Below are 23,807 nucleotides of genomic sequence, written 5' to 3'. Positions count from 1 at the left end.
GCCACGCACGCTACGGCAGCCACGTGCCTGCTGCCCGCCGACGCGTTACGCGCGTCGCGCCTTCCTGACCGGCCAGCCCGCGTCCCGAAGCCCGCCACGGCTTCGCCGAACCGATTGAACGCCTGAACCGCACGCTGCGCGCGGGCGGCCCCCGTTTGCCGGGCCGCCCGCGCGCGGTGCGTGCCCGTCCGCGTCGCAGCCCGCCCGCGCAGGCGTCGCGCGCGCGTGCGCGACTGCCGGCGTGCGCCGCCCGGCCCCCTTTCATCACGCAGGAACACCATGTCATCTCCGTCACCCCAGGCGCCGCTGTCGGGCGGCAAGCTCGCGATCGGCACGATCGCGGTATCGCTCGCCATGTTCATGAACGTGCTCGACTCGTCGATCGCAAACGTCGCGATCCCGACGATCTCGGGCGACCTCGGCGTGTCGGTCGACGAAGGCACGTGGGTGATCACGATCTTCGCGGCCGCGAATGCGGTATCGATTCCGCTGACCGGCTGGCTCACGCAGCGCTTCGGCCAGGTGCGCTTGTTCGTCACGTCGATCCTGCTGTTCGTGTTCGCGTCGTGGCTGTGCGGGATCGCGCCGAACCTGCCGACGCTGCTCGCCGCGCGGATCCTGCAGGGTGCGGTCGCCGGGCCGCTCGCGCCGCTGTCGCAGGCGCTGCTGCTCGGCGCATGGCCACGGCAGAAATCGTCGAGCGCGCTCGCGCTGTGGTCGATGACGGCGCTCGTCGGCCCGATCGCGGGGCCGTCGCTCGGCGGCTGGATCACGTACGACTACAACTGGTCGTGGATCTTCTACATCAACATTCCGGTGGGCTTCTTTGCGGCGGCCGTTACGTGGATCGTGTTCCGCGACCGCGAATCGGCCACGCGCCGCCTGCCGATCGACACGGTCGGCCTGCTGTTGCTCGTGCTGTGGGTCGCGTCGCTGCAGATCATGCTCGACAAGGGCAAGGATCTCGACTGGTTCAACTCGCCCGTCGTCGTCGCGCTCGGCATCGTCGCGCTGATCGGCTTCGCGTTCTTCCTTGTGTGGGAACTGCACGAGGCCAACCCGATCGTCGACTTGCGGCTCTTCACGCAGCGCAACTTCGCGGGCGGCACGATCGCGATCTCGGTCGCGTACGGGATGTTCTTCGGCACGCTCGTGCTGCTGCCGCAATGGATGCAGGGCTATCTCGGCTACCGCGCGGTCGATTCGGGGCTCGCGACCGCGCCGCTCGGCTTGTTCGCGGTCCTGCTCACGCCGGTCATGGGGCGCCTGCTGCCGCGCACCGACCCGCGCTACATCGCGACGCTCGCGTTCGTCGGCTTCGCGGTCGTGTTCATGATGCGCACGACGTTCTACACCGACGTGTCGCGCTGGGACCTCGTGCTGCCGACGCTGCTGCAGGGCATTCCGATGGCGATGTTCTTCGTGCCGCTGACGTCGATCATCCTGTCCGGCCTGCCGCCCGAAAAGATCCCGGCCGCGGCCGGCCTGTCGAATTTCGGCCGCACGTTCTGCGGCGCGGTGGGCACGTCGCTGATCAGCAATGCGTGGAACGACCGCACGATCCTGCATCACGTGCGGCTCACCGAACAGGCGAGCGTCACCAATCCGGTCTTCACGCAACAAGTCGACGCGACGCGTTCGCTGCTGCACCTGGGTCCCGATTCGGCGCTCGCGTTCTTCAATGCATCGGTCGATTCGCAGGCGGCCGTGATGGGATTGAACGACATCTTCTTCGTGTCGGCGATCATCTTCATCGCGATCATCCCGCTGATCTGGATCACGAAGCCGTCGCGCTCGGGCGGCGGCGATGCGGACGCGGCGGCGGCCGGCGCACATTGATCCGGACCCGCCGCGGCGCGCACCCCGCGCCGCGGCAGGCGTAATAAAGACTTGCAATCGATACAGGCGGAAACGTCAACAGCCGGCGCCCGCCCCGCGTTTTTTCGTCATGCGCCCACGATCCGGACGCGCAACGACAGGAGAAACCACCATGCGAGCCCTTACCCGCCACATCGCGATTGCCGCCACCCTGATGTCGGTACTGACCGGCACCGCGTTCGCCGACACGCCGTGGCAAAACGCGCATCCGCGCCGCGAAGAGGTCAACCAGCGTCTCGCCAACCAGAATCGCCGCATCCATCACGAAGTGAAGGAGGGCGAGATGTCGCACGCGCAGGCCGCGCGCCTGCACCGTGACGACCGCAAGATCCGCCAGGAAGAGCGGGACATGGCTGCGCAGGATCACAGCCACATCACGAAGAGCGAAAAGCACGTGCTGAACCAGCAGGAAAATGCGGTCAGCAACAAGATCGGCCAATAACACCGACAACACCGGCAAGCGCCCATTCGCCACGACCTGAAACGCCCGCTGCCGCGATGCGGCAGCGGGTGCTTGTTGTATCGAATCGTTTCAACGCGCCAACGGCGTCGGATGCCGCGGGTATACTCCGTCGTCAGCCGCCTGTCGCATCGTCGTCCGTCAAAAACGGCCCGATTCCGGGCGGTTTCGTCGCGAAGCTTCGCGTTTCGCCTACCCCGCGCCCCAGCCTCGATACGAGACACCCGACGACCGACCATGAAACGATTCCTGCTGCTCCTTCCCGCCGTCCTGCTCGCCGCCTGCGGCTCCGCTCCCTCGTCCGACTCGGCCTCGTCGGGCGCCGCACCGATGATCTACGTGTCGTCGCAACGTCCGGCCTACGCGATCGCGAACTGCCTCGACAGCCGCCTGTCGGGCACCGAACAATCGCAGCACAACGGCGTGACCGACATCTCCGTCGGCTCGAATTCGTACTTCGTCACGCTGACGCCGTCGGGCAACGGCTCGGTCGTCAAGGTCGTGCGCGGCTCGGGCAGCGAGCCGGCCGAAGAAGCGATGCGCTTCGCGATCGCGCGCTGCGTGATCTGATCCCTGCCGGCGCCGGGCGCCCGCCCGGCCCACCGCTGCGCGCCGCACCGCGCGCACGCCGAATATTTTCATCCGGGCGGCCGTCGATGAGAGAATCGCACCACGATTCCTTTCCGATGGAGCCCGCATGAAGCACCTGCTGTCCCGGCTGTTCGTCAGCGCCGCGCTCGTCGCGCTTGTTCCGGCGCTGCCGGCACAGGCTGCCACGCCGCCCGGCATCTTCGTCGTCGCCACGCAACTCGGCGAATTCACGACCCTCGACCCGAGCGGGATCTACGAGCTGGTGCCGTCCGAGTACGTGGCGAACACCTACGAACGGCTGGTGCGCGTCGACCTGAAGGACCCGACGCGCTTCGACGGGCAGATCGCGCAATCGTGGACGGTCGGCGCCGACGGCACGACCTACACGTTCAAGCTGCGCCCCGGCCTCACGTTCCATTCCGGCAACCTGGTGACCGCCGACGACGTCGCGTGGTCGCTGCAGCGCACCATCCTGCTCGACAAGGGGCCGGCCGGCGTGCTCGCCGATCTCGGCCTCACGAAGGCGAACGTGATGCAGAAGGTACGTGTGGTCGATCCACAAACCGTCGTGCTCGAAACCGACCGCAAGTACGCGCCGAGCTTCGTGCTCAACGTGCTGAGTGCGTGCCCGGCATCGGTATTCGACAAGAAGCTGCTGCTGTCGCACCAGCAGGGCAACGATTTCGGCAGCGGCTGGCTGCGGACCAACGACGCGGGCTCGGGCCCGTACCAGCTCGTCAAGTGGACGCCGAACGAGACCATCGTGCTGCAGCGCTTCGAGAAATACCGCACGCCCTATCCGATGAAGCGCGTCGTGCTGCGCCACGTGCCCGAAGCGTCCGCGCAGCGGCTGCTGCTGGAAAACGGCGACGCCGACGCCGCGCGCAACCTGAGCCCCGACAGCCTCGCCGCGCTGACGAAGGCCGGCAAGATCAAGGTCGCGTCGTGGCCGGTATCGGCGCTGCTGTACCTGAGCCTGAACACGAAGAATCCGAACCTCGCGAAGCCTGAAGTGCAACAGGCGATGAAATGGCTGGTCGACTACGACGGCATCCAGCGCAACATCGTCAGCACGACCTACAAGGTGCATCAGACCTTCCTGCCCGAAGGCTTCCTCGGTGCGTCGAACGCTCGGCCGTACAAGCAGGACGTCGCGAAGGCGAAGGCCTTGCTCGCGAAGGCCGGTTTGCCGAACGGCTTCGACGTGACGATGGACATGCCGAACGACTATCCGTACCTCGAGATCGCGCAGGCGCTGCAGGCGAACTTCGCGCAGGGCGGCATCCGCGTGAAGCTGATCCCCGGCGATGCGAAGCAGGCGATCGGCAAGTACCGTGCGCGCCAGCACGACATCTTCATCGGCGAATGGTCGCCCGACTACATGGACCCGAACAGCAATGCGCGCGGCTTCGCGTGGAATCCGGACAACTCGGACCAATCGCCGACCAAGATGCTCGCGTGGCGCAACAGCTGGGACATTCCGCAACTGACGAAGGACACCGAGGCGGCGCTCGTCGAGCCGTCGCCCGCGAAGCGCGCGCATCGCTACGAAGCGCTGCAGAAGGCCGTGCTCGCGAACTCGCCGTTCATCATCATGTTCGAGAAGGTCGTGCAGGTCGCGACGCGCCCCGGCGCGACCGGGCCGGAGATCGGGCCGATCAACGACCTCGTGTCATACCGCACGCTCGCGAAATAATGGCGCCGGCCCGCGTGCCCGGCCATGCCGGCGCGCGGGTAATCGCCGCGGGGCGCCGTGGCGATGCTATGCCGTGCAGCGCGGGCGATCTACAATGCCCGACGCCACGGATGCCGGCCGCGACCGGCGACGCTCGAGACCATCGAATCCGCTTCGCCCAGGAAAACAGGATGCGTACGCTACAGCAACTGCGATTGGAGTTCCTGCAGTACAAGATCGAGCCGATCGGCTGGCTCGGCGACAGCCCTTCCCGCTTCGACTTCTATACGCAAACGGCCGCCGGATGCGACACCATCCTGGAGCTCGGCGTGTTTACCGGGCTGACCACGACGGCCTTCCTGCTCGCGCAGCCGAAGCGCCTCGTGTCGGTCGACATCTCCGACGAGTATTTCCACATCCGGCCCGAACTGGAGCAGGCGGCGAAGGACCTGTCGATCGACTTCGAATTCAGGATCGCCGACGATCTCGCGATGGAGCCGCTCGCCGCCGACCTGCTGTTCATCGATACCACGCATACGTACGAACAGACGCTCGCCGAACTGAACCGGTTCGGCCCGCTGGCGCGCAAGAAGATCGTGCTGCACGACATGACCACGGCCGGCGTATACCAGGCCGTGTTCCAGTGGCTGTGGGACAACAAGCAGTTTCATATTACGTATCACGACAGCCGCGGTTGCGGCGCGGTCGTCTGCGAGCGCCACGTCGGCTACTGAGCCGGGCGCATGCAACGGGGGGAGAACATGCAATCGAGCGAACACGCGGTCTGCGTAGCGATCAACGACAACAACCGCGCGTGGTACGAAATGCTCGTGCCGTTCCTGCTGTCGCTGCGGCAGACCGGCTACGACGGTCGGATCGCGGTGATCGGCTACGGGTTGTCCGAACGCAAGCGGCAGATCCTCGCGAGCCAGTCGGTCGACGTGATCGACGCGTCGGGCACGTATGCACTGCCGGTCGGCCGCTTCATCGAGGCCGCCGAGTATTGCGCGCGCAATCCGCAGATCCGCAAGCTCGCGCTGTACGACGCCGACATCTGGTTCTGCGCGCCGCGGTTCGACCTGTTCTCGCAGATCGGCGACAACCGCATTCACGTGTGCCCCGACCCGCTGTTCTGCACGTTCGTCGTCACGCCGCTGATCGGCGAGCGGCGCGACCATCACTGGCGTCTCGTCGTCGATGACGTCACCGCACGCCACGGCGGTGCGCTGCAGGCCGGGCTCGTGGCCGGGACCGCCGACGCCTGGGCACGCTACGCGGACCACCTGCGCGACTGCATCGCGCGCGTCGGCACCGACTTCCAGGAATGCTTCGGGATCGACACGACGTTCCTGCATCTGTGGAGCGCACAAGGCGAAACGGCGCTGCTCGATCCGGTCCAGAACTTCGTCAGCAAGTACGGCATTCACGAGTCGTTCGATGCGGGCAGCGGCACGACCACGCTCCGTTACCGGGACGAACCGATCCGCGCGCTGCACATGACCGGCGATATCCGCTTCTTCGACCGGTGGCGCTACTACGCGAACCACACCGACGCCGCGCTGCGCGACGGCGTGCCGTTCGCGCTGTCGGACGGCACGCCGGTGCCATCCGACGCGGTCGCCGCACGGATTGCCGCGGCAGACTATGTGCAATCGGCCGGACTGACTGTTTCCGCGACGGCGATCGAGGCAAGCGCCGGCGCGTACCTGCAGGCGATCGACGAACCGGGCGGCACGATGCTCGTCGGCAGCGGAAACCACGAAATCGTGTTCACCGCGGCCCGCGACATCGCGCGGCTGAACATCTACGTCACGCACCCGTCCGGTTCGCCTTCGCCGTTGCTGTGCGAAGTGCTGGTCAACGGGCAGGCGCAGCGCAAAGGCACCGAGCTGATGGCGCATTTCTGGTACCAGGTCGCGGCCGGCACCGTCATCACGCTGCGCGCGACGAGCCTCGGCGGTCAGCAGTGCAACGCGATCTGGCGGCTGCGCGAGGCGCCGGACATGCAGCAGTAGGCGCCGGGCCGCTGCCGATCAACCGACTGCCGCCCACACCAGGTACGCATTCAACCCGACGATCACGACCGTCGCCGCGCCGGCGACGATCCGCAGCGGCATCCGCATCGCATAAGCGCCCATCACGTCCTCGCGCGCCGACAGCATCAACAGCGCGATCATCGGTATCGGCAACACGAAACTCAGCACGACCTGGCTCGCGACCATCGCGCGCGTGACGTCGCAGCCGAGTGCGACCACCGCGAACGCGGGTGCGATCGTCACCGCGCGCCGCACCCAGACCGACATGCGGCGGTGGATGAAGCCTTGCATCACGACCTGCCCGGCCATCGTACCGACCACCGAGCTCGACACGCCCGACGTCAGCAGCGCGACGAGAAACAGTACGCCGGCCGCCGGCCCGAGCACCGGGATCAGCGTGTGATACGCGTCGCCGATGTCGGTCATGCCCGGCGCGCTCCGGTGGAACGCCGACGACGCCATCATCACCATCGCGAGATTCACGAACCCGGCCAGCCCGAGCGCGACGACGACCTCGCGGTTCGAAAACCGCACGAGCCGCCGCCGCTCCGCGTCGTCGCGCGGCGCCGTGCGATCCTGCGTGAGGCCCGAATGCAGATACAGCGTGTGCGGCATGATCGTCGCGCCGATGATCCCCACCGCGATCGTCAGCGCCGCGTGATCCGGAATCTGCGGGACGACCAGATGAAACGCGGCTGCATGCCAGTCCTGCGGCGCGATCAGCAGTTCGCCGAGATAACACGCGCCGATCACGCCGACCAGTGCCGCGATCGCGGCTTCCAGCGGCCGGAAGCCGCGCTTCTCGAGCGCGAGGATCGCGCAGGTCGCCAACGCCGTCGCGATCATCCCCGCGAACAGCGACAGGTGGCACAACAGCCCGAAGGCGAGCGCACCGCCGAGGAATTCCGCCAGATCGGTCGCCATCGCGGCGATCTCCGACGCGATCCACATGCCCGACACGACCGGCGCGGGGAAACGGTCGCGGCACAGCTCGGCGAGATTGCGGCCGGTCACGATGCCGAGTTTCGCGGACATCGCCTGAAACAGCATCGCGATCGCGTTCGCAGCCAGCACGACCCACAGCAGCCGGTAGCCGTACGCGGCGCCGGCCTGGATGTTGGTCGCGAAGTTGCCGGGATCCATATAGCCGATCGACGCGATCACGGCCGGACCGACGAACGGCAGCAGCGCGGCGATGCCGGTGCGGCGCCCCTCCAGCGCGGCGCGCGCCGCGCCGTCGGTACGCTCGGGGGACAGGCCAGGCAGCGCGAAGCCACCGGCAGGTTTGCTCGGGACAGGAAGCATGGTGGAGTTTCCGTTCGAATGAGGAAGGCCGACTCGGGAGCGGGCGCCACGGCCGGCATGCCGCCGGCCGGTCGCGGCAGCGGGAAGATCGCGTTACAGCGGCACGACGTCGGGACGATTGCGCGGAAACTGCGCGATCACGTCGGGCGCGACGTTCAGGTGTGCTTCGACGAGCTTCGGCGGCGTATGCGCGAGCCAGTCCGACAGCGACACCTCCGCATAGCGGTCGGTCTTGAAGATTTCCAGGAACACGAGGTCGGTCTTGCCGGTGTTCTGCACGTAGTGCCCGAGGCTCTTCTTCACATAGCCGACGTCGCCCGCGCGGAAGTCGGCCGTCTGCGCCTTCGGCCCCGTATCGAACACGGTCATCCGCGCCTCACCCTGCAAGTAGTACTGCCATTCGTCCGCGTTCGGGTGCCAGTGCAGTTCGCGCATGCCGCCCGGATGCACGGTGACGAGCGCGGCCGCGACCGTCGTCGACACGTTGAAGTTGGTGCTGTCCGCGATCCGCACTTCGCCGCTGCGCGTTTTCCTGACCGGCTTCATGTCGCCGAGCGAGAAAATGAACGGATGCGGCGGCGCCCCGGCCGACGAAGCCGATGCGCGCTGCGCGTCCGCGAGCGGGCCCGGTTCGTCGCCCTGGAAGATCCACAGGTTGTCGAGCGGCACGTTCCTGAACGCATCGGCCGGCACGCCGAAGTTGAGCGCGAGCACGTCGGGCGGCGTATGCGCGACCCAGTCGGTCAGCAGCAGCGTGTTGAATTCCGATGCGCGACCGTTATCGAACGCGAGCAGGAATTCGGCGCCATCGGTGCCGAGGCCCTGCAGCGAATGCGGCAGGCCGGGCGGGAAATACCAGAGATCGCCGGTCTTGACGTCCTGCACCGACGGCCGCCCGAGTTCGTCGAGCACCGTGATCCGGCAGCGGCCGTCGAGCATGATCGCCCACTCGGCCTGCTGGTGCCAGTGCATCTCGCGAATGCCGCCGCGCGTCAGGCGCATGTTCACGCCCGAAATGGTTTCGGAAATCGCAAAATCGTCCTGCGTGACTTCGCGCGCCCACCCGCCATTTTGAATGCGTTTATGGGCATTATTGAAAGATGCCCAGAATAATGGCATCCCGTTGATATCGGTGGCCGGCGGATCCTGAAACGACGGAAACTGATTGGCGATTACCGGATTTTTCGGGCCCGGGTCGGTCAGGCTCTGGCGATCGCGCGCATTCACCGCGCCTTCCGGCGGTCTGTCCGGATTACCGAACGAGGCTGCCTTGGCCGATACGGCAATACCCGCGGCGGCAATGGCCCCAGCCGTACCAGCCAGCATCTTGCGTCGAGAAAGATTCGTCATGATTTCCTCTTCATTCTTGCGATTAAGCGAATTCCCGTTACGGAATACCTGTCGCTTTTCGGATTATCGAAAATCGAACATCCCGTCACGCAAGTTAAATACAATTCGACGAATAATTTAAATGAATTATTAACCTGAATTGATGACTTAATCTGATCGCCTTTAATTTTGTAATTATTGCGATGCAGCGGGATGGCAGGTGGCGACGGATTTCGGTGATTGAGGGATACGCTTGCGCCCGGTCGAGATGACATGCATTGCGACAACGCGGGATCGGGATACGGCCCAGTCGATTCGGATCACTGATCGTATCGAGCGGACACGTACGGACGCCGATACGCCGGATACCGGTTACCGTGCCGCGACCGGAAGCGGTTCACTCCAGCGGCATCGCGTCGAGCCGTTGCGCGGCGAACCTCAAGCCGCCCAGAATCCGTTCCGCGACCCGTGCCGGAAAACCGGGCGGCAACGCCGCGGCGACCGATTCGATCACATGCGGCGTCATCGCGACCAGCCGTTCGACGATCGGCGTCGCGATATCGCCGAGCAGGCAGTGCTCGGCCATCGCGCTGAAGTGCCGTCGCGTGATATCGCGCATCGCATAGTGCTTGCGCTTGCCGTGCACGGCCATCGCGAGCTTCGCCTTGTGCCACGACCACTGGTTCGCGCCGTCGCCTTCGACCGGCCAGATCGACATCACGTCGTAAAGCGGCGTCAGCCGGAAACGGCCGCCGGGCAGCAGGCGCAGGCTGAAGTTCTTCGCATGCCCGTCCGGTGCGGCGAGCATCCAGAACACGATCAGGGCGGCGAACAACGTGTCGAGATCCTCCCGCGCCGTTTCGGAGCGGCGCAGGAGGCCGGCGAGATCGGGTATGCCGGGGCCGCCGTGCGACTCGTACTTCAGATGAGGCGGCACGCCGAGCGCCTGGCAGAAGTCCTCCTGCGGCAAGCGCAACAGCCACCCGCCATTGCGATGCAACGCGCGATCGAAGCGTGCGACGGACAGAACCTTGTACGCGCCGAAACGCTCGATTTCCGCCTGCGCGACCGGCAGGCCGAACGCACGCAGGATCGCGAGGCACAACCACTCGTTCTCGACGGAGGCCGTCAGATCGGCCCGCTTGTTACCGACCAGCCCGAGCGGCAATTTCAGAATATGCGTCGTCGGCGTCGCGCCATGCGGGCGCATCCAGCGCCCGTCATGAAACAGCAGTGCGGTCTTTTCCTGCGCGCCGGCCAGCGACAGCCGGAAATCGTCGTCGTCCCCGCCTGCCGTCGCGACCCCGCTCGCCTGATCGAGCACACGTGCCACGTCGTCGTCCGACAGCGGCGTACCGTCGATGCGATCCAGGCCGGCCGGCGCATCGTCCTCGCCGAGCAATTGCACCGCGCCGATGCAGTCGCGGCCGAGCGCGGCGAGCAGATCGAACGGCTCGGTCGTCGCCGTGCCGAACCGAGTGGCCAGGCGGCGCCGAATGGCATCGCTGTCCGGCAAGAGGTTGTCGAAGAAGTGATTCACGCGTTCGCCGCGCAGCGGTGCGTCGCCGACACCGAACGGCAGCGACAGCGATAACGGGCGGCCGACGGCCGATTGTTTCCAGCCGGCGTCGTACAGCAGTTCCATGTCGCCGCGTGTGGGAATCCGCCACGTGCCGACCCGCTGGCCGTTCGTCCAGATCGACAACGCGCGCGTGTGCGTTTTGCGTCCCATCGCTTACCACTCGACGTCGGCTGCGTCGCGCCCGTCCTTCGTGCGGATGCTGAGTTCGAGGCCGTACAGCGCGGTCAGCTCGAGCAACTGGCTGAGCGACAGGCTTTCGGTACGCGTGGTTTCGAGCGACGACAGGCGCGACTGGCCCACGCCGATTCTCCCGGCCGCTTCCGCTTGCGTCAGGCCCTTTGCCTGACGCGCGGAAGACAGGATTTCGCCCAGTTGCGCGGGCGTATTGACGATGAAGTTCACGGCGTGGATCCCCGAGGACAATCAATGCAGTATATGCCTGACAGACATAAACGCAAATTATTCCTGTCAGACATAAACGCGAAATATGCCTGACAGACATGAACGTACCCTGACCTACCGCCCCCCTCTAACGCGTTTTCGACCCTATCACCTATCCTCACACCATAGTTTTTCTCCGCTGGCGCGAATGATTTTGGCTTTGTTAGATGGATGACATTCGATCATCAGACGACAACGATCTAACAGCCGATGACCTGCGCGTTCGCCCATACCGTCGAATCCCGCTATGCCGAGCTGACGCCGACCGCCAAGCGCATCGCGAGCTACATGCTCGCGAACCTCGACCGGCTCGGGCTTGAAACGGCCGACCAGATCGCGCAGCAGGCCGGCACCAGCGGCATCTCGGTCGGACGCTTCCTGCGCAGCGTCGGCTACCGCAATCTCGACGACCTGAAACGCGAACTGCGCGGCGGCGGCGATCGTCCGTGGATGATCACCGACCGGCTCGACGAATATCGCCGTGTCGCCGGCACGCCACCGGCCGAACGCAACGGCAGCGGCAACGACGGCACGCTCGCGTCGTCGCTCGAACGCGAACTCGATGCGATCCGTCACGTGTACCGGCTCGCCGAAGGCCCCGTGTTCGCGCAGGTCGCCGACCGGATCGCGCAGGCCGACGCGGTGTTCATCCTCGGCATCCAGTCGACGCGCGGGATCAGCAACGCCTTCAGCAGCTACCTCGAATACCTGCGCCCGCGCGTGTTCTATTCCGACGGCCAGTCGGGCTCGTACGTCGATTCGCTGAACTCCGAATTCGAGCGGCCGTACTGCATCGTCACCGATACGCGCGCGTATTCGCGCAGCGCGCGCCGCTATTGCCAGGCGGCCGCCGAGCGCGGACAGCCATTCGCGCTCGTCACCGATCTGTCGTGCCCGTGGGCACGCGACTGGCCGGCCGACCTGCTGCAGGTGAAGACCGACGTCGGCCAGTTCTGGGATTCGCTCGCGCCGCTCACCTGCCTGTTCAACCTGCTGATCACGGCCGTGGTCGACCGCCTCGGCCCCGCGATCGACCGGCGTGTCGCACGCAACCGCGAACTGCAGCACACGTTCGACCAATTCGAATCCTGAGCGAGCCCGCCCTGCCGATGAACGATCACCGCCTCGTCGAAATCACGCCCGCTACGCATCGTGTCGACATCGATCTCGTCTACGCGACCGAGCGCAACCTGACCGGCAAGCCGATCTACCGCCACGCGCACTGCCTGCTGCTGGCGCCGGCCGAAGCCGCGCTGCGCCGCGCGGTGGACATTGCCGCGCAAGCCGGCTTCACGCTGCGCATCTACGACGCATACCGGCCGCCGCAGGCGCAGCAGGTGCTGTGGGATTTCCTGCCCGATCCGGACTTCATCGCCGATCTCGGCCGCGGCTCGAATCACAGCCGCGGCACGGCGCTCGACCTGACGCTGGTCGACGCGAGCGGCGAACCGCTCGACATGGGTACGGGCTTCGACGAGATGGTCGCCGCATCGGGCCATTTCCACGCGGGGCTGCCCGAAGCCGTGCAACGCAACCGCCTGCTGCTGCTCGGCGTGATGCACGCGGCCGGTTTCGCGCATATCGACAGCGAATGGTGGCACTACGAACTGCCCGGCTCGCGCGCGTTGCCGCAGATCGACAACGCGGCGAGCGGCCCGTGGCGCCTGATGTGATGGCCCGACGCATTCTCCTCACCGTTCACGTTCAACGACTTCAACGACACATGGAGCGCAGATGAAACCCCTGACATCCCGGCTCGTCGCGGCACTCGCCGCCGCATCCGTTCTCGCCGCCGTTCCGCTTGCCGCCGCGCACGCGGAAACGCCGAAGGACCTGTTCGTGATGGCCACGCTGCTCGACGAATTCACGACGCTCGACCCGGGCGAGATCTACGAGCTGGTGCCGGAGGAATACGTCGCGAACACCTACGACAGGCTCGTGCGCGTCGACCTGCGCGATCCGTCGAAATTCAACGGCGACGTCGCGCAGTCGTGGACGGTGAGCACCGACGGGTTGACCTATACGTTCAAGCTGCGTCCCGGCCTCAAGTTCCACTCGGGCAACCCGTTGACGGCCGACGACGTCGCGTGGTCGATCCAGCGCGCGGTGCTGCTCGACAAGGGGCCCGCGGCCGTGCTGACCGGCATCGGCCTCACGAAGGCGAACGTCGCGGCGAACGTGAAGAAGCTCGACGACCTGACGGTGTCGGTCACGACCGACCGCAAGTACGCGCCGACCTTCGTGCTGAACGTGCTCGGCTCGTGGCCCGCGTCGGTGCTGGACAGGAAGCTGCTGCTGTCGCACCAGCAAGGCGCCGACTTCGGCAATGCGTGGCTGAAGACCAACGAAGCCGGTTCCGGCGCGTACAAGCTGGTCAAGTGGGCGGCCGGCGACAGCATCGTGCTGCAGCGCTTCGACGGCTACCGGCTGCCGCTCGCGATGAAACGCATCGTGCTGCGCCATGTACCCGAAGCCGCGAGCCAGCGCCTGCTGCTGGAAAACGGCGACGTCGACGCGGCGCGCGACCTGAGCCCGGACGATCTGGCCTCGGTCGTGAAGTCGGGCAAGGCGAAGGTTTCGGCTTCGCCGCAAGCAACGCTCCTGTATCTCGGCCTGAACACGAAGAACCCGACGCTCGCGAAGCCCGACGTGCAGGAAGCGCTGAAATGGCTCGTCGACTATGCGGGTATCCAGGGCAACGTCGTGAAGACGACCTACAAGGTGCACCAGACCTTCCTGCCCGAAGGTTTCCTCGGCACGCTGAACACGAACCCGTACAAGCTCGACGTCGCGAAGGCAAAGGCGCTGCTCGCGAAGGCCGGCGTGCCGAACGGCTTTTCGGTGACGATGGACGTGCGCAACGACTATCCGTACACGGAGATCGCACAGGCCGTGCAGGCGAACTTCGCGCAGGCGGGCATCAAGGTGCAGCTGATCCCCGGCGACAACAAGCAGACGCTTGCGAAATACCGCGCGCGCCAGCACGACATCTACATCGGCGAATGGTCGGCCGACTACATCGATCCGCACAGCAACGCGCAGGGTTTCGCGTGGAATCCGGACAACTCCGACAAGTCGAGCTATAAAATGCTGGCCTGGCGCAACAGCTGGGACATCCCGCAACTGACTAAGGAAACCGACACCGCACTCGCCGAGCCGACCGCCGCGAAACGCGCGCAGCTGTATCAGGCGATGCAGAAGGAAATGCTCGCGCGCTCGCCGTTCGTGATCATGTTCGAGAAAGTCGCGCAGGTCGCGACGCGGCCCGGCGTGAGCGGGCTCGAAGTCGGGCCGATCAACGATCTCGTGTCGTACCGCAACCTGAAGAAGCAATAAGATTCGCCGCATGTCGACTCCCGCCTCCTCCCTCGAAGCACTGCGCACGCTGCCCGCGCGGCACCCGGCCGTCCGCTGGGCACTGCGCGTGCTGCGTTGGGCGCTCACGCTCGCCGTCACGTTCGCGGGGCTGCTCGCGCTGACGTTCGTGATCGGCCGCAAGGTGCCGATCGATCCCGTGCTCGCGATCCTCGGCGATCGTGCGTCGGCCGAGGCATACGCGGCCGAACGCATCGCGCTCGGGCTCGACAAGCCGCTCGTCACGCAATTCCTGATCTATGTACGCGACGTGCTGCACGGCAATCTCGGCGTATCGTTGCTGACGGCGAACCCGGTGCTCGACGACATCAAGCGCGTGTTCCCGGCCACGCTCGAACTCGCGACGATCGCGACGCTGATCGGCATCGCGATCGGCGTGCCGCTCGGCGTCGCGGCCGCCGTGAAGCACAACCGGCCGATCGACCACATCGCACGCTTCGTCGGGCTGATCGGCAATTCGGTGCCCGTGTTCTGGCTCGGGCTGATGGGGCTGCTGCTGTTCTATGCGCGGCTGCACTGGGTCGGCGGGCCGGGCCGGCTCGACCCCGTGTACGACGGGATGGTCGACCCGCGCACGGGCAGCCTGCTGATCGATGCGGCGCTCGCGGGCGAGTGGGACGTGTTCCGCAACGCGGTGTCGCACATCGCGCTGCCGGCCGCGATCCTCGGCTACTACTCGGTGGCCTACCTGAGCCGCATGACGCGCTCGTTCATGCTCGACCAGCTGAGCCAGGAATACATCGTCACCGCGCGCGCGAAAGGCTTGCCGGAGCGGCGCGTGATCTGGCGGCATGCGTTCGGCAACATCGCCGTGCCGCTCCTGACCGTGATCGCGCTCACGTACAGCAACCTGCTCGAAGGCTCGGTGCTGACCGAAATCGTGTTCGCGTGGCCGGGGCTCGGCTCGTACCTGACCGGCGCGCTGCTGAACGCCGACATGAACGCGGTGCTCGGCGCGACGCTCGTGATCGGCGCGATGTTCATCACCGTCAACCTGCTGACCGACGCGCTGTACCGCGTGTTCGATCCGCGTGCGCGCTGAGGGCCGCCCCGACATGACCGCTTCCTCCCCGCTTCTTTCATCGTCCATGCCGAAGGTCGTCCAATCATGAACGCCGAGCGCCTCACGCTGCGCGCGTGGCTGCTGTCCGATGCGCCCGCGTCGCGCTCGCAGGCCGCACTCGGCCTCGCGTACCGACGCTGGCGCCGGTTCGCCACGAATCCGCTCAACCTGTTCGGGCTCGCGATCCTCGTCGCGCTGATCGTCGTCGCGATCGTCGGCCCGCTGATCATGCCGCACGACCCGCTGCGCCAGGTGCTGTCCGACCGGCTGCTGCCGCCCGGCTCGCCGTCGCACTGGTTCGGCACCGACCAGCTCGGCCGCGACATCCTTTCGCGGCTGATCGACGGTTCGCGCCTGACGCTCGGCATCGCGCTGCTCGTCGTCGTGATCGTCGTGCCGATCGGCCTGCTGATCGGCACGACGGCCGGGTATTGCGGCGGCTTCGTCGACAGCGTGCTGATGCGCATCACCGACATCGCCCTCGCGTTCCCGAAGATCGTGCTCGCGCTCGCATTCGCCGCCGCGCTCGGGCCTGGCGTGATCAACGCGGTCGTCGCGATCTCGATCACCGCGTGGCCCGCGTATGCGCGGCTCGCGCGCGCGGAGACGATCCGTATCGCGCAGGCCGACTACATCCACGCCGCGCGGCTGCAGGGCGCGTCGGGCCTGCGCATCCTGCTGCGCTACATCATGCCGATGTGCATGTCGTCGGTGATCGTGCGCGCGACGCTCGACATGGCCGGCATCATCCTGACCGTCGCGGGCCTCGGCTTTCTCGGCCTCGGCGCGCAGCCGCCGAGCCCCGAATGGGGCTTCATGGTCGCGTCGGGCCGCAACGTGCTGCTCGACGCCTGGTGGGTCGCGACGCTGCCCGGTATCGCGATCCTGCTCGTGAGCCTCGCATTCAACCTCCTCGGCGACGGGCTGCGCGACGTCTTCGATCCCCGCCATGGAGCATGACATGCCGATGCATTCCGCCACCGCGCCCGCGCCGCTCTGCGAGATCGACGGGCTGCAGATCGGCTTTCGCGGCCACGACGGCGTCGTCACCGATGCCGTGCGCGACCTGTCGCTGACGCTCGCGCCCGGCGAACGGCTCGGCATCGTCGGCGAATCGGGCTCCGGCAAATCGCTGACGGGCCGTGCGCTGCTCGGCCTGCTGCCCGACGCCGCGCGCTGGTCGGCACGCACGATGCGCTTCGCGGATCACGACCTGCTCGCGATGTCGCCGCGCGAGCGCCGGCGGCTGTGCGGCAGCCAGATGGGCATGATCCTGCAGGACCCGAAATATTCGCTGAACCCGGTGATGACGGTCGCGAAGCAGATGGGCGAAGCGTTCCGGCTGCACGAGCCCGGGCTGCGCGGCCGCGCGCTGCGCGAACGGATCGTCGATGCGCTCGAGGCCGTGCAGATCCGCGACCCGGCACGCGTCGCCGATGCGTATCCGCACGAGCTGTCGGGCGGCATGGGCCAGCGTGTGATGATCGCGATGATGGTGTCGACCGGCCCGCGCCTGCTGATCGCCGACGAACCGACGTCGGCGCTCGACGTCGCGGTGTCGATGCAGGTGCTCGCGGTGCTCGACGCGATGATCGCGCGCCACGACACAGGCCTGATGTTCATCAGCCACGACCTGCCGCTCGTGATGTCGTTCTGCGACCGCGTCGCGGTGATGTATGCGGGCCGCGTGGTCGAAACCTGCGCCGCGCGCGACCTGCGCAACGCATCGCATCCCTATACGCGCGGGCTGCTCGCGGCGAACCCGCCACTCGCGAACCCGCCCGACGAACTGCCGGTGCTGCGCCGCGATCCGGCGTGGCTCGAGCCCGCCGACCGACAGGAGGCCGCACGATGATCGATGTCGATCACGCTTCGATCCGTTTCCCGACCCGCACGGGTCACGTCGACGCCGTGCGCGACGCGAGCTTCGCGGTGCGCGACGGCGAAGTGTTCGGGCTCGTCGGCGAATCCGGTTCCGGCAAGTCGACACTGCTGCGCGCGCTGACGGGCCTCGTGCCGCTCGCGTCCGGCAGCCTGTCGATCGACGGCCGGCCGGTCGGCGGCACGCCCGATCGCGCGTTTCGCCGCCACGTGCAGATGGTGTTCCAGGATCCGTACGCGTCGCTGCATCCGCGCTTCACGGTCGACCAGACACTGCGCGAGCCGCTGTCGATCCATGCGATCGGCGACGCCGATGCACGCATCGCCCGCGCGCTGTCCGAAGTCGGGCTCGGCCCCGCGTTCCGTTTCCGCTATCCGCACCAGTTGTCGGGCGGCCAGCGGCAGCGCGTCGCGATCGCGCGTGCCTTGATCGTCGAGCCGCGCGTGCTGCTGCTCGACGAACCGACATCCGCGCTCGACGTGTCGGTGCAGGCCGAGATCCTGAACCTGCTGCGCCGCCTGCATCGCGAACGCAAGCTGACGATGATCCTCGTGAGCCACAACCTCGCGGTGATCGGCTTCCTGTGCCAGCGCGTCGCCGTGATGCAGCAGGGCGAGATCGTCGAGCAGCTCCGGATCGAGGACGTGCGCGCCGGGCAGGTTGCGCGCGACTACACGCGCACGCTGCTGAATGCGACCGAAGGTTATCGCCGTCTCGACCCGGTGGCCGGCGCGCCGGCCGCCTGACATCCGAGCGACGCGCGGGCGTGCGATACTCGGCACGCCACGCGCCGGCCAGGCCGCCGCATGGAACCCTTGTGCGTCGCACGGGTCAACTTCCTTTCGTCAACAGCTCAACCGCAATAGGGAGGCGTTCATGCTGCAATTCATCGAAACCCTGGTCGTCGGGCTCATCGTCGGCCTCCTCGCCCGCGCGCTCAAGCCCGGCGACGACAAGATGGGCATCGTGATGACCACCGTGCTCGGCATCGTCGGCTCGCTGGTCGCCGGCTACGTCGGCCGCGCAGCCGGCTGGTACGCGCCGGGCCAGGGCGCAGGCTGGATCGCATCGATCATCGGCGCGATCGTGCTGCTCGTCGTCGTCGGCGCGATTCGCAAACGCGCGGGCTGAACCCCGCACGCATCGCGCCAATGCAAAACGGCCGCTCAAAACGAGCGGCCGTTTTGCTTTCCGGGCAGCGCAAGGCCGTTGCCCGCGCAACGGTCACGGCGACCGTTCGTCCCACGATCCTATCCCGCCCGGCATATCCCCGACTTGCAGTTGCGCAGATTCGGCCTACATTGATTGAAGCAATACGCGGTCATTTGCTTATTACCTATATTTCCGTTTTTTGATTCAAGAGGTCCGATGGTTTTGCCGTTTACGCATACAGCATCGCAGCGTTGACGGACTGCCACCCGAGCGGCCCCGCTGCGACGCGCTTCCTCTCTGGAGCCTGTCATGAAGCATCGCCTGTTCGCCGCCTCGTTCGTCCTGGCTGCCTCGCTTCTGGCCACGTCCTCGTCCTTTGCCGGCGGCACGTCCGGCATCATTCACTTCTCCGGCATGATCGTCGAGCCACCGTGCTCGTTCGCGCTCGAAACGGCCGATGTCGCTCACGCACACGTACGCCCCGACTGTCCGCGTCCCGCCAGCGGACAAGTCGCGTTCGTCGATGCGGCAAGCCTGCGCACGATCAAGACCACGACCTTTACGCAGGCCTCGCGCGCAATCGTTTTACCTGACCGTCCGGGCCGCGATCATGCACCGATGATCGCCGTCGTGACGTACCAGTAAAGCCCGCTGCCGGGCGCGCCCGCGCCGGCGCCGTGCGTCAGTCGCGATTGCGTGCGATCCAGTCGCTGAACGCGCGGATCTTCTGCTGGCTGCCGATGGCCTCGGGATAGACGAAGTAGTAGCGTGCGCCGGTTTCGAGCACGATGTCGAATGGCCGTTCGAGCCGGCGTGCGCTGACGTCGTCGTCGACGAGCATCACATCGCCGATCGCGACGCCGAAACCCTGCATCGCCGCGTTGGTCGCGAGATCGAGCGTGTCGAACGTCGGCCCGCGCGCGGGATCGACGCTGCGCTCGCCCGCATGATCGAGCCATGCGCGCCAGTCGCGATGGTCGCGCGTCGGATGCAGCAGCGTATGACGTGCGAGATCGCCGACCGCATCGAGCGGCGACGCCTGCCGCAATTCCGGCGAACAAATGGGCGTGAGCCGCTCGTCGAACAACGGCAGCGCGATCACGCCCGGGCCCGGCGACGTGCCGTAGACGATCGCCGCATCGAACGGCTCGGTCGAGAAATCGACGACGTGCTGCCACGCGGTCGTGATCTGCACATGGAGATCGGGGTGCTCGCCCTGGAAACGCATGATGCGCGGCAGCATCCAGCGCATCACGCAGGTCGGCACCATCAGCGCGAGATCGGTACGCTGCCGCGTGAGCTTCATCGAGATGTCCTCGATCCGCGCGAAACTCTCGTTGACGACCGGCAGCAGTTGTTCACCCTCCGCCGTCAGCGTCAGGCCCTTCGCATGCCGCTTGAACAGCGGAAAGCCGTAATGCGCCTCCAGCGTCTGGATCTGCCGGCTCACCGCGCCCTGCGTGATGCACAGCTGCTCGGCCGCACGCGTGAAGCTGCGGTGGCGAGCCACGGTCGAGAAGATCTGCAGCGCGTGCAGGGGCGGAAGTCGGCGCATGGCGAACGGAACAAGGAAAAACGACGCGGGAGGACCGCGCGCCGACACCGGCGCGCGCAGTCCGACACGATAAGCCAAACGCCCGCTTTGCGCGAGACGCCTGACGCTCAGGCCGTCGCGGTCAATGCACCGGCCGCGATGCGCGCCGCCGACGCGACGACGTCCGCGCGGGCCGCCGCGTCGGCCTGTTGCTGCGTGAACGATACGGCCATCACGATCGGCGCGCGCGACGGCGGCCACAGCACCGCGACGTCGGTCGTCGTGCCGTAACCGCCGGTCCCGGCCTTGTCCGCGACGCGCCAGCCCGGCGGCACGCCCGCCGCGATGCCGGTCGCGCCGCGCGCGCCGCCGACCATCCATTCGGTCAGCTGCGTGCGCTGCGGCTCCTGCAGCGTGTTGCCAAGCAGCAGCCGCTGCAGCGTGTCGACCATCGCGACCGGCGTCGACGTGTCGCGTTCGTCGGCGGGCGCGGCCTTGTTCAGTTCGGGCTCCCAGCGATCGAGGCGGAACGTCGTGTCGCCGCTCTCGCGCGCAAACGACGTGACGGCCTGCGGGCCGCCGAGCACGCCCATCAGCAGGTTGCCCGCCCCCTTGTCGCCCGCCTGCAGCATCGCCTCGCACAGCTGCGCGATCGTCATGCCCGTGTCGACGTGGCTTTCGGTAATCGGCGAGCCCGACACGACTTCATAGCGGCGATACAGGATGCGCCGCGGCAGCAGCGACGCGTCGAGCGAACCGCGCGCGAGCACCGCGGCGGCGGCCATGACGGCATACGTGCCGCACAGCGGGAAGCGTTCGCGCGCGTGGTGGGCGATGCGTACGCCGTTCGACGTATCGAGCGCGGCGACGCCGAGCCGGCCGTTCGATGCTTTTTCGAGCGCGGCCAGTTCGGCTTGTGCGGTGTGGGCGCGCCCCTGGTCGGCGACCGGCGCGGACGTGCATGCGGCGACGAACGGCGCGGCGACGGCGGCAAGCAACAGCGAGCGGCGTGTCGGAGAGTGTTCCATGAATGAGGTGTGTTCTGTCGGAAACGGTGGCACGAAGCGACGCGGGCGCGCCTCGGCGAAGCGCGCCCGTTCACGCCGACGGCCGGCCCGCGACGGCATTCGCCGCGCATCCCCGAAAGACGCCCGTCGGCCCCGCAATGCGCGGGACTCGCATGAACAGACCCTAGCGTAGCAGCGACCGCCGCCACGTTCCAGCAAAACGGCCCTGCTTCACCCTTGCGACGAAGGCAGGTACGGCATCGGATTCACCGGCTTGCCGTCGCGCCGCACCTCGAACAGCAGCGCAACGCGCGAGTTGTCGAGGTCGCCCATCTCGGCGATCTCGTCGCCCTGGCGCACGATGTCGCCCGTCTTCACGAGCAGCTTGCGGTTGTGTGCATAGGCGGTCAGGAAATCCGCGTTGTGCTGGACGATGATCAGGCTGCCGTAATCGTTCAGGCCGGTGCCTGCATACATCACGCGGCCGTCGGCCGCGGCGCGCACGGGGTCGCCCGGCCGGCCGGCGATCTGGATGCCACGGTTCTGCCCCGGCCGGAACCCGTCGACGATCTTGCCGCTGGCGGGCCACTTGAGCGCGACGCCGCCCGCATGACGTTTCGTTTCCTTGACGACCTGGCGATCGTTCGCGTTCGATGCGGTGGTTTGCGCAGTTGCATGACCATCTGCGGCCCCGTTGCCCGCGGCCGTTTGCGTACCGGCGGCACCCGCCGGCGGCAGCGGCTGCTGTTTGACGATGCGCAGCACCTGCCCCATCCGCAGCCGGCCGTTCGCGGCCATCTTGTTCCAGGTGCGCAGGTCGGCAATGCTGCAGTCGTTCGCGGACGCGATGCCCGACAGCGTGTCGCCACGCTTCACGACGTACTTCTGCGCGACGAGAATCGGCGCCGGCGGCAGCGTGGCGGACGCGGTAGCCGACGGCGCGGCAGCCGGCTGGCCCGACGACGAGCCCGCCAGCGTATCGCTCGGCGGGACGGACTGCGTGCTTGCACAACCGGCCATGACGAGCACGGCTGCCAGGCCTGGCAGCCACGCCGCGTTGCGGTAAATCTCGCGCGTTTTCATGGACGATCCGACTCCGGTTTGACAATCTTTCAAGCATCTCAAAAACGGAACGGCCGACGTGTAACCGGATGCAAACAATGATGACAAACGATCACGAACCGGATGCCGACCGGCATACGCTACCGGTAATACGGTCCGATTCAGAAAAACTTGATGGTCTTTTTGCAGGAATGCGGAAGAATTTTCGTTGCCAAAAACTATGACAGATTTGTTTCAATAGGCGCGAATCGACACTCAACGCAACCATCGGACGAATTCGGAACAGGCCCACGCGATGCCGACGCACAGGAACAGCAGATGCAACGCGATCTTGAACGACACGCCCCACGACGAATCGATCTGCATGACAGGCTCCCCGGTTGATGTGCATTCATGATCGGCCATCGATCGCGCCCCGAAAATGCGGAACCGGCGAATCGGGTCTCAGGCTGAGCCTGAGACCGGCGCGGCGGTTCCTGCTAACTTATCGGCCATTCAACGCCTTCACTCCCGGCCCATCATGCGCTTCGACCTGACCGACCTGCGGCTCTTCCTGAACATCTGCGAGGCCGGCACGATCACGAGCGGCGCCGAGCGCACGCACATCACGCTGCAGGCCGCGAGCGAGCGCATCCGCGGCATGGAGGACGAGCTCGGCGTGCCGCTGCTGCACCGGACCAAGTCGGGTGCGCAGGCGACCGACGCGGGCCGCGCGCTCGAACACCACGCGCGCACCGTGCTGCAGCAGATCGACCACATGCGTGGCGAACTGCAGCAATACGGCCAGGGGCTGCGCGGCCATATCCGGCTGCTGTGCAACACGGCATCGCTGAGCGAATACCTGCCCGACGCGCTGGCCGATTACCTCCCGCACCATCCGAAGCTGTCGATCAGCGTCGAAGAGCGCGCGAGCCAGGAGATCGTGCATGCGATCCGCAACAAGACGGCCGAGGTCGGCATCGTCGCCGATTCGGTCGGGCTCGGCGGGCTCGAACAGAAGCCGTTCCGCGAGGACTGGCTGATCGTCGTCGTGCCGGCCGCGCATCCGCTGGCGTCGCATCGGAAAGTCGCGTTCGACGACATCGCCGGCGAGGATTTCATCGGCCTCACCGACGGCAGCGCGCTGCAGGTGCATCTCGCCGACCAGGCGCGCGCGCTCGGCAAGCGGATCCGCTATCGCGTGCAGTTGAAGAGCTTCGATGCGATCTGCCGCGTAATCGCGAGCGGCGTGGGCATCGGCATCGTGTCGCGGCACGCCGCCGAGCGCGCGATGCAGACAATGGACGTGCGGCTCGTCGAGTTGTCCGATCCGTGGAGCCACCGGAATCTGACACTGTGCGCGCGGTCGTTCGACGCGCTGCCGAAATACACGCGGGAGTTCGTCGCGTTCCTGTCCGGCGCGACACCGTCGCGGTAACGCGCGCCGCATCGTCGT

Annotated in this window: 23 protein-coding genes; 16 read left to right on the top strand and 7 right to left on the bottom strand. The window is 66.7% G+C overall.

From position 1 onward, the window contains the following. Positions 1-279 precede the first annotated feature (279 nt). The 6 genes from U5809_RS03220 to U5809_RS03195 all read left to right on the top strand — a co-directional run bounded on the left by U5809_RS03220 (position 280) and on the right by U5809_RS03195 (position 6,619). The gene (locus U5809_RS03220) at positions 280-1,839 is read left to right on the top strand and encodes a DHA2 family efflux MFS transporter permease subunit (protein WP_322085499.1); all 1,560 of its coding nucleotides are present in this window, start codon (positions 280-282) and stop codon (positions 1,837-1,839) included. 151 nt (positions 1,840-1,990) lie between these two features. Further along, positions 1,991-2,320: a hypothetical protein gene (locus U5809_RS03215; RefSeq protein WP_282509256.1), complete on the top strand. Its 330-nt coding sequence runs from the start codon at positions 1,991-1,993 to the stop codon at positions 2,318-2,320. A 255-nt stretch (positions 2,321-2,575) separates the two neighbouring features. Then, the gene (locus U5809_RS03210; protein WP_322085498.1) at positions 2,576-2,908 is read left to right on the top strand and encodes a sugar ABC transporter ATPase; all 333 of its coding nucleotides are present in this window, start codon (positions 2,576-2,578) and stop codon (positions 2,906-2,908) included. Positions 2,909-3,035: 127 nt separating this feature from the next. Next, entirely contained in the window at positions 3,036-4,625 is a 1,590-nt protein-coding gene (locus U5809_RS03205) for an ABC transporter substrate-binding protein (RefSeq protein ID WP_322085497.1), read from the top strand. Positions 4,626-4,795: 170 nt separating this feature from the next. Then, a complete protein-coding gene (locus U5809_RS03200; RefSeq protein WP_322085496.1) occupies positions 4,796-5,338 on the top strand; it encodes a class I SAM-dependent methyltransferase in 543 nt (180 codons plus the stop codon). A gap of 27 nt (positions 5,339-5,365) precedes the next feature. After that, on the top strand, positions 5,366-6,619 hold the full coding sequence (locus U5809_RS03195) for a hypothetical protein (protein WP_322085495.1): 1,254 nt from the start codon (positions 5,366-5,368) through the stop codon (positions 6,617-6,619). A gap of 18 nt (positions 6,620-6,637) precedes the next feature. Here U5809_RS03195 and U5809_RS03190 read toward each other — a convergent pair whose 3' ends face one another. The 4 genes from U5809_RS03190 to U5809_RS03175 all read right to left on the bottom strand — a co-directional run bounded on the left by U5809_RS03190 (position 6,638) and on the right by U5809_RS03175 (position 11,258). Further along, the gene (locus U5809_RS03190; RefSeq protein ID WP_282509248.1) at positions 6,638-7,945 is read right to left on the bottom strand and encodes an Nramp family divalent metal transporter; all 1,308 of its coding nucleotides are present in this window, start codon (positions 7,943-7,945) and stop codon (positions 6,638-6,640) included. A 93-nt stretch (positions 7,946-8,038) separates the two neighbouring features. Next, a complete protein-coding gene (locus tag U5809_RS03185) occupies positions 8,039-9,295 on the bottom strand; it encodes an oxalate decarboxylase family bicupin (RefSeq protein ID WP_322085494.1) in 1,257 nt (418 codons plus the stop codon). A gap of 376 nt (positions 9,296-9,671) precedes the next feature. Next, positions 9,672-11,006, bottom strand: coding sequence for a type II toxin-antitoxin system HipA family toxin (locus U5809_RS03180; protein ID WP_322085493.1), 1,335 nt, complete (start codon positions 11,004-11,006; stop codon positions 9,672-9,674). A 3-nt stretch (positions 11,007-11,009) separates the two neighbouring features. Then, positions 11,010-11,258 (bottom strand): helix-turn-helix domain-containing protein, encoded by a 249-nt coding sequence (locus U5809_RS03175; RefSeq protein ID WP_176050058.1) that lies wholly within the window; start codon positions 11,256-11,258, stop codon positions 11,010-11,012. A 249-nt stretch (positions 11,259-11,507) separates the two neighbouring features. Here U5809_RS03175 and sapR point away from each other — a divergent pair, with 249 nt between their 5' ends. From sapR to U5809_RS03130, 9 genes are all read left to right on the top strand, one after another. Then, a complete protein-coding gene (gene sapR, locus U5809_RS03170; RefSeq protein WP_322085492.1) occupies positions 11,508-12,389 on the top strand; it encodes a sap1 transcriptional regulator SapR in 882 nt (293 codons plus the stop codon). Between the two features lie 17 nt (positions 12,390-12,406). Further along, entirely contained in the window at positions 12,407-12,970 is a 564-nt protein-coding gene (gene ddpX, locus U5809_RS03165) for a D-alanyl-D-alanine dipeptidase (RefSeq protein WP_322085491.1), read from the top strand. Positions 12,971-13,031: 61 nt separating this feature from the next. After that, a complete protein-coding gene (locus U5809_RS03160; protein WP_322085490.1) occupies positions 13,032-14,633 on the top strand; it encodes an ABC transporter substrate-binding protein in 1,602 nt (533 codons plus the stop codon). A 10-nt stretch (positions 14,634-14,643) separates the two neighbouring features. After that, positions 14,644-15,714, top strand: a complete 1,071-nt coding sequence (locus tag U5809_RS03155; RefSeq protein ID WP_322085489.1) for an ABC transporter permease — start codon at positions 14,644-14,646, stop codon at positions 15,712-15,714. 66 nt (positions 15,715-15,780) lie between these two features. Next, entirely contained in the window at positions 15,781-16,695 is a 915-nt protein-coding gene (gene nikC / locus U5809_RS03150) for a nickel transporter permease (protein ID WP_282509233.1), read from the top strand. Between the two features lies 1 nt (position 16,696). Continuing rightward, positions 16,697-17,590, top strand: a complete 894-nt coding sequence (locus tag U5809_RS03145) for an ABC transporter ATP-binding protein (RefSeq protein WP_322085488.1) — start codon at positions 16,697-16,699, stop codon at positions 17,588-17,590. Then, positions 17,587-18,363 (top strand): ABC transporter ATP-binding protein, encoded by a 777-nt coding sequence (locus U5809_RS03140; protein ID WP_282509229.1) that lies wholly within the window; start codon positions 17,587-17,589, stop codon positions 18,361-18,363. Before U5809_RS03145 ends, U5809_RS03140 begins: the two co-directional genes overlap by 4 nt. A gap of 130 nt (positions 18,364-18,493) precedes the next feature. After that, positions 18,494-18,748, top strand: coding sequence for a GlsB/YeaQ/YmgE family stress response membrane protein (locus U5809_RS03135; protein WP_176050066.1), 255 nt, complete (start codon positions 18,494-18,496; stop codon positions 18,746-18,748). Between the two features lie 330 nt (positions 18,749-19,078). Further along, entirely contained in the window at positions 19,079-19,414 is a 336-nt protein-coding gene (locus tag U5809_RS03130; protein ID WP_282509225.1) for a type 1 fimbrial protein, read from the top strand. 37 nt (positions 19,415-19,451) lie between these two features. On the opposite strand, the gene U5809_RS03125 is transcribed toward U5809_RS03130, so the two are convergent. From U5809_RS03125 to U5809_RS03115, 3 genes are all read right to left on the bottom strand, one after another. Next, complete coding sequence (locus U5809_RS03125; RefSeq protein ID WP_322085487.1) at positions 19,452-20,324, bottom strand: LysR substrate-binding domain-containing protein; 873 nt, start codon at positions 20,322-20,324, stop codon at positions 19,452-19,454. Positions 20,325-20,431: 107 nt separating this feature from the next. Next, a complete protein-coding gene (bla, locus tag U5809_RS03120) occupies positions 20,432-21,331 on the bottom strand; it encodes a class A beta-lactamase (RefSeq protein ID WP_322085486.1) in 900 nt (299 codons plus the stop codon). Positions 21,332-21,541: 210 nt separating this feature from the next. After that, positions 21,542-22,393, bottom strand: a complete 852-nt coding sequence (locus U5809_RS03115) for a peptidoglycan DD-metalloendopeptidase family protein (protein WP_322085485.1) — start codon at positions 22,391-22,393, stop codon at positions 21,542-21,544. A gap of 499 nt (positions 22,394-22,892) precedes the next feature. Here U5809_RS03115 and U5809_RS03110 point away from each other — a divergent pair, with 499 nt between their 5' ends. Continuing rightward, positions 22,893-23,789 (top strand): LysR substrate-binding domain-containing protein, encoded by an 897-nt coding sequence (locus tag U5809_RS03110; RefSeq protein WP_322085484.1) that lies wholly within the window; start codon positions 22,893-22,895, stop codon positions 23,787-23,789. Positions 23,790-23,807: the final 18 nt, after the last annotated feature.

Origin of the sequence: Burkholderia sp. BCC1999, assembly GCF_905339975.1 — a bacterium.
Lineage (GTDB): Bacteria > Pseudomonadota > Gammaproteobacteria > Burkholderiales > Burkholderiaceae > Burkholderia.
This window is presented reverse-complemented; position numbering and strand designations above follow the sequence as displayed.

Bases quoted from the DNA above. Each gene is read 5' to 3' on its own strand.
- U5809_RS03220 (WP_322085499.1), top strand. From the start codon at position 280: ATGTCATCTCCGTCACCCCAGGCGCCGCTGTCGGGCGGCAAGCTCGCG.
- U5809_RS03215 (WP_282509256.1), top strand. From the start codon at position 1,991: ATGCGAGCCCTTACCCGCCACATCGCGATTGCCGCCACCCTGATGTCG.
- U5809_RS03210 (WP_322085498.1), top strand. From the start codon at position 2,576: ATGAAACGATTCCTGCTGCTCCTTCCCGCCGTCCTGCTCGCCGCCTGC.
- U5809_RS03205 (WP_322085497.1), top strand. From the start codon at position 3,036: ATGAAGCACCTGCTGTCCCGGCTGTTCGTCAGCGCCGCGCTCGTCGCG.
- U5809_RS03200 (WP_322085496.1), top strand. From the start codon at position 4,796: ATGCGTACGCTACAGCAACTGCGATTGGAGTTCCTGCAGTACAAGATC.
- U5809_RS03195 (WP_322085495.1), top strand. From the start codon at position 5,366: ATGCAATCGAGCGAACACGCGGTCTGCGTAGCGATCAACGACAACAAC.
- U5809_RS03190 (WP_282509248.1), bottom strand. From the start codon at position 7,945: ATGCTTCCTGTCCCGAGCAAACCTGCCGGTGGCTTCGCGCTGCCTGGC.
- U5809_RS03185 (WP_322085494.1), bottom strand. From the start codon at position 9,295: ATGACGAATCTTTCTCGACGCAAGATGCTGGCTGGTACGGCTGGGGCC.
- U5809_RS03180 (WP_322085493.1), bottom strand. From the start codon at position 11,006: ATGGGACGCAAAACGCACACGCGCGCGTTGTCGATCTGGACGAACGGC.
- sapR (WP_322085492.1), top strand. From the start codon at position 11,508: ATGACCTGCGCGTTCGCCCATACCGTCGAATCCCGCTATGCCGAGCTG.
- ddpX (WP_322085491.1), top strand. From the start codon at position 12,407: ATGAACGATCACCGCCTCGTCGAAATCACGCCCGCTACGCATCGTGTC.
- U5809_RS03160 (WP_322085490.1), top strand. From the start codon at position 13,032: ATGAAACCCCTGACATCCCGGCTCGTCGCGGCACTCGCCGCCGCATCC.
- U5809_RS03155 (WP_322085489.1), top strand. From the start codon at position 14,644: ATGTCGACTCCCGCCTCCTCCCTCGAAGCACTGCGCACGCTGCCCGCG.
- nikC (WP_282509233.1), top strand. From the start codon at position 15,781: ATGAACGCCGAGCGCCTCACGCTGCGCGCGTGGCTGCTGTCCGATGCG.
- U5809_RS03145 (WP_322085488.1), top strand. From the start codon at position 16,697: ATGCCGATGCATTCCGCCACCGCGCCCGCGCCGCTCTGCGAGATCGAC.
- U5809_RS03140 (WP_282509229.1), top strand. From the start codon at position 17,587: ATGATCGATGTCGATCACGCTTCGATCCGTTTCCCGACCCGCACGGGT.
- U5809_RS03135 (WP_176050066.1), top strand. From the start codon at position 18,494: ATGCTGCAATTCATCGAAACCCTGGTCGTCGGGCTCATCGTCGGCCTC.
- U5809_RS03130 (WP_282509225.1), top strand. From the start codon at position 19,079: ATGAAGCATCGCCTGTTCGCCGCCTCGTTCGTCCTGGCTGCCTCGCTT.
- U5809_RS03125 (WP_322085487.1), bottom strand. From the start codon at position 20,324: ATGCGCCGACTTCCGCCCCTGCACGCGCTGCAGATCTTCTCGACCGTG.
- bla (WP_322085486.1), bottom strand. From the start codon at position 21,331: ATGGAACACTCTCCGACACGCCGCTCGCTGTTGCTTGCCGCCGTCGCC.
- U5809_RS03115 (WP_322085485.1), bottom strand. From the start codon at position 22,393: ATGAAAACGCGCGAGATTTACCGCAACGCGGCGTGGCTGCCAGGCCTG.
- U5809_RS03110 (WP_322085484.1), top strand. From the start codon at position 22,893: ATGCGCTTCGACCTGACCGACCTGCGGCTCTTCCTGAACATCTGCGAG.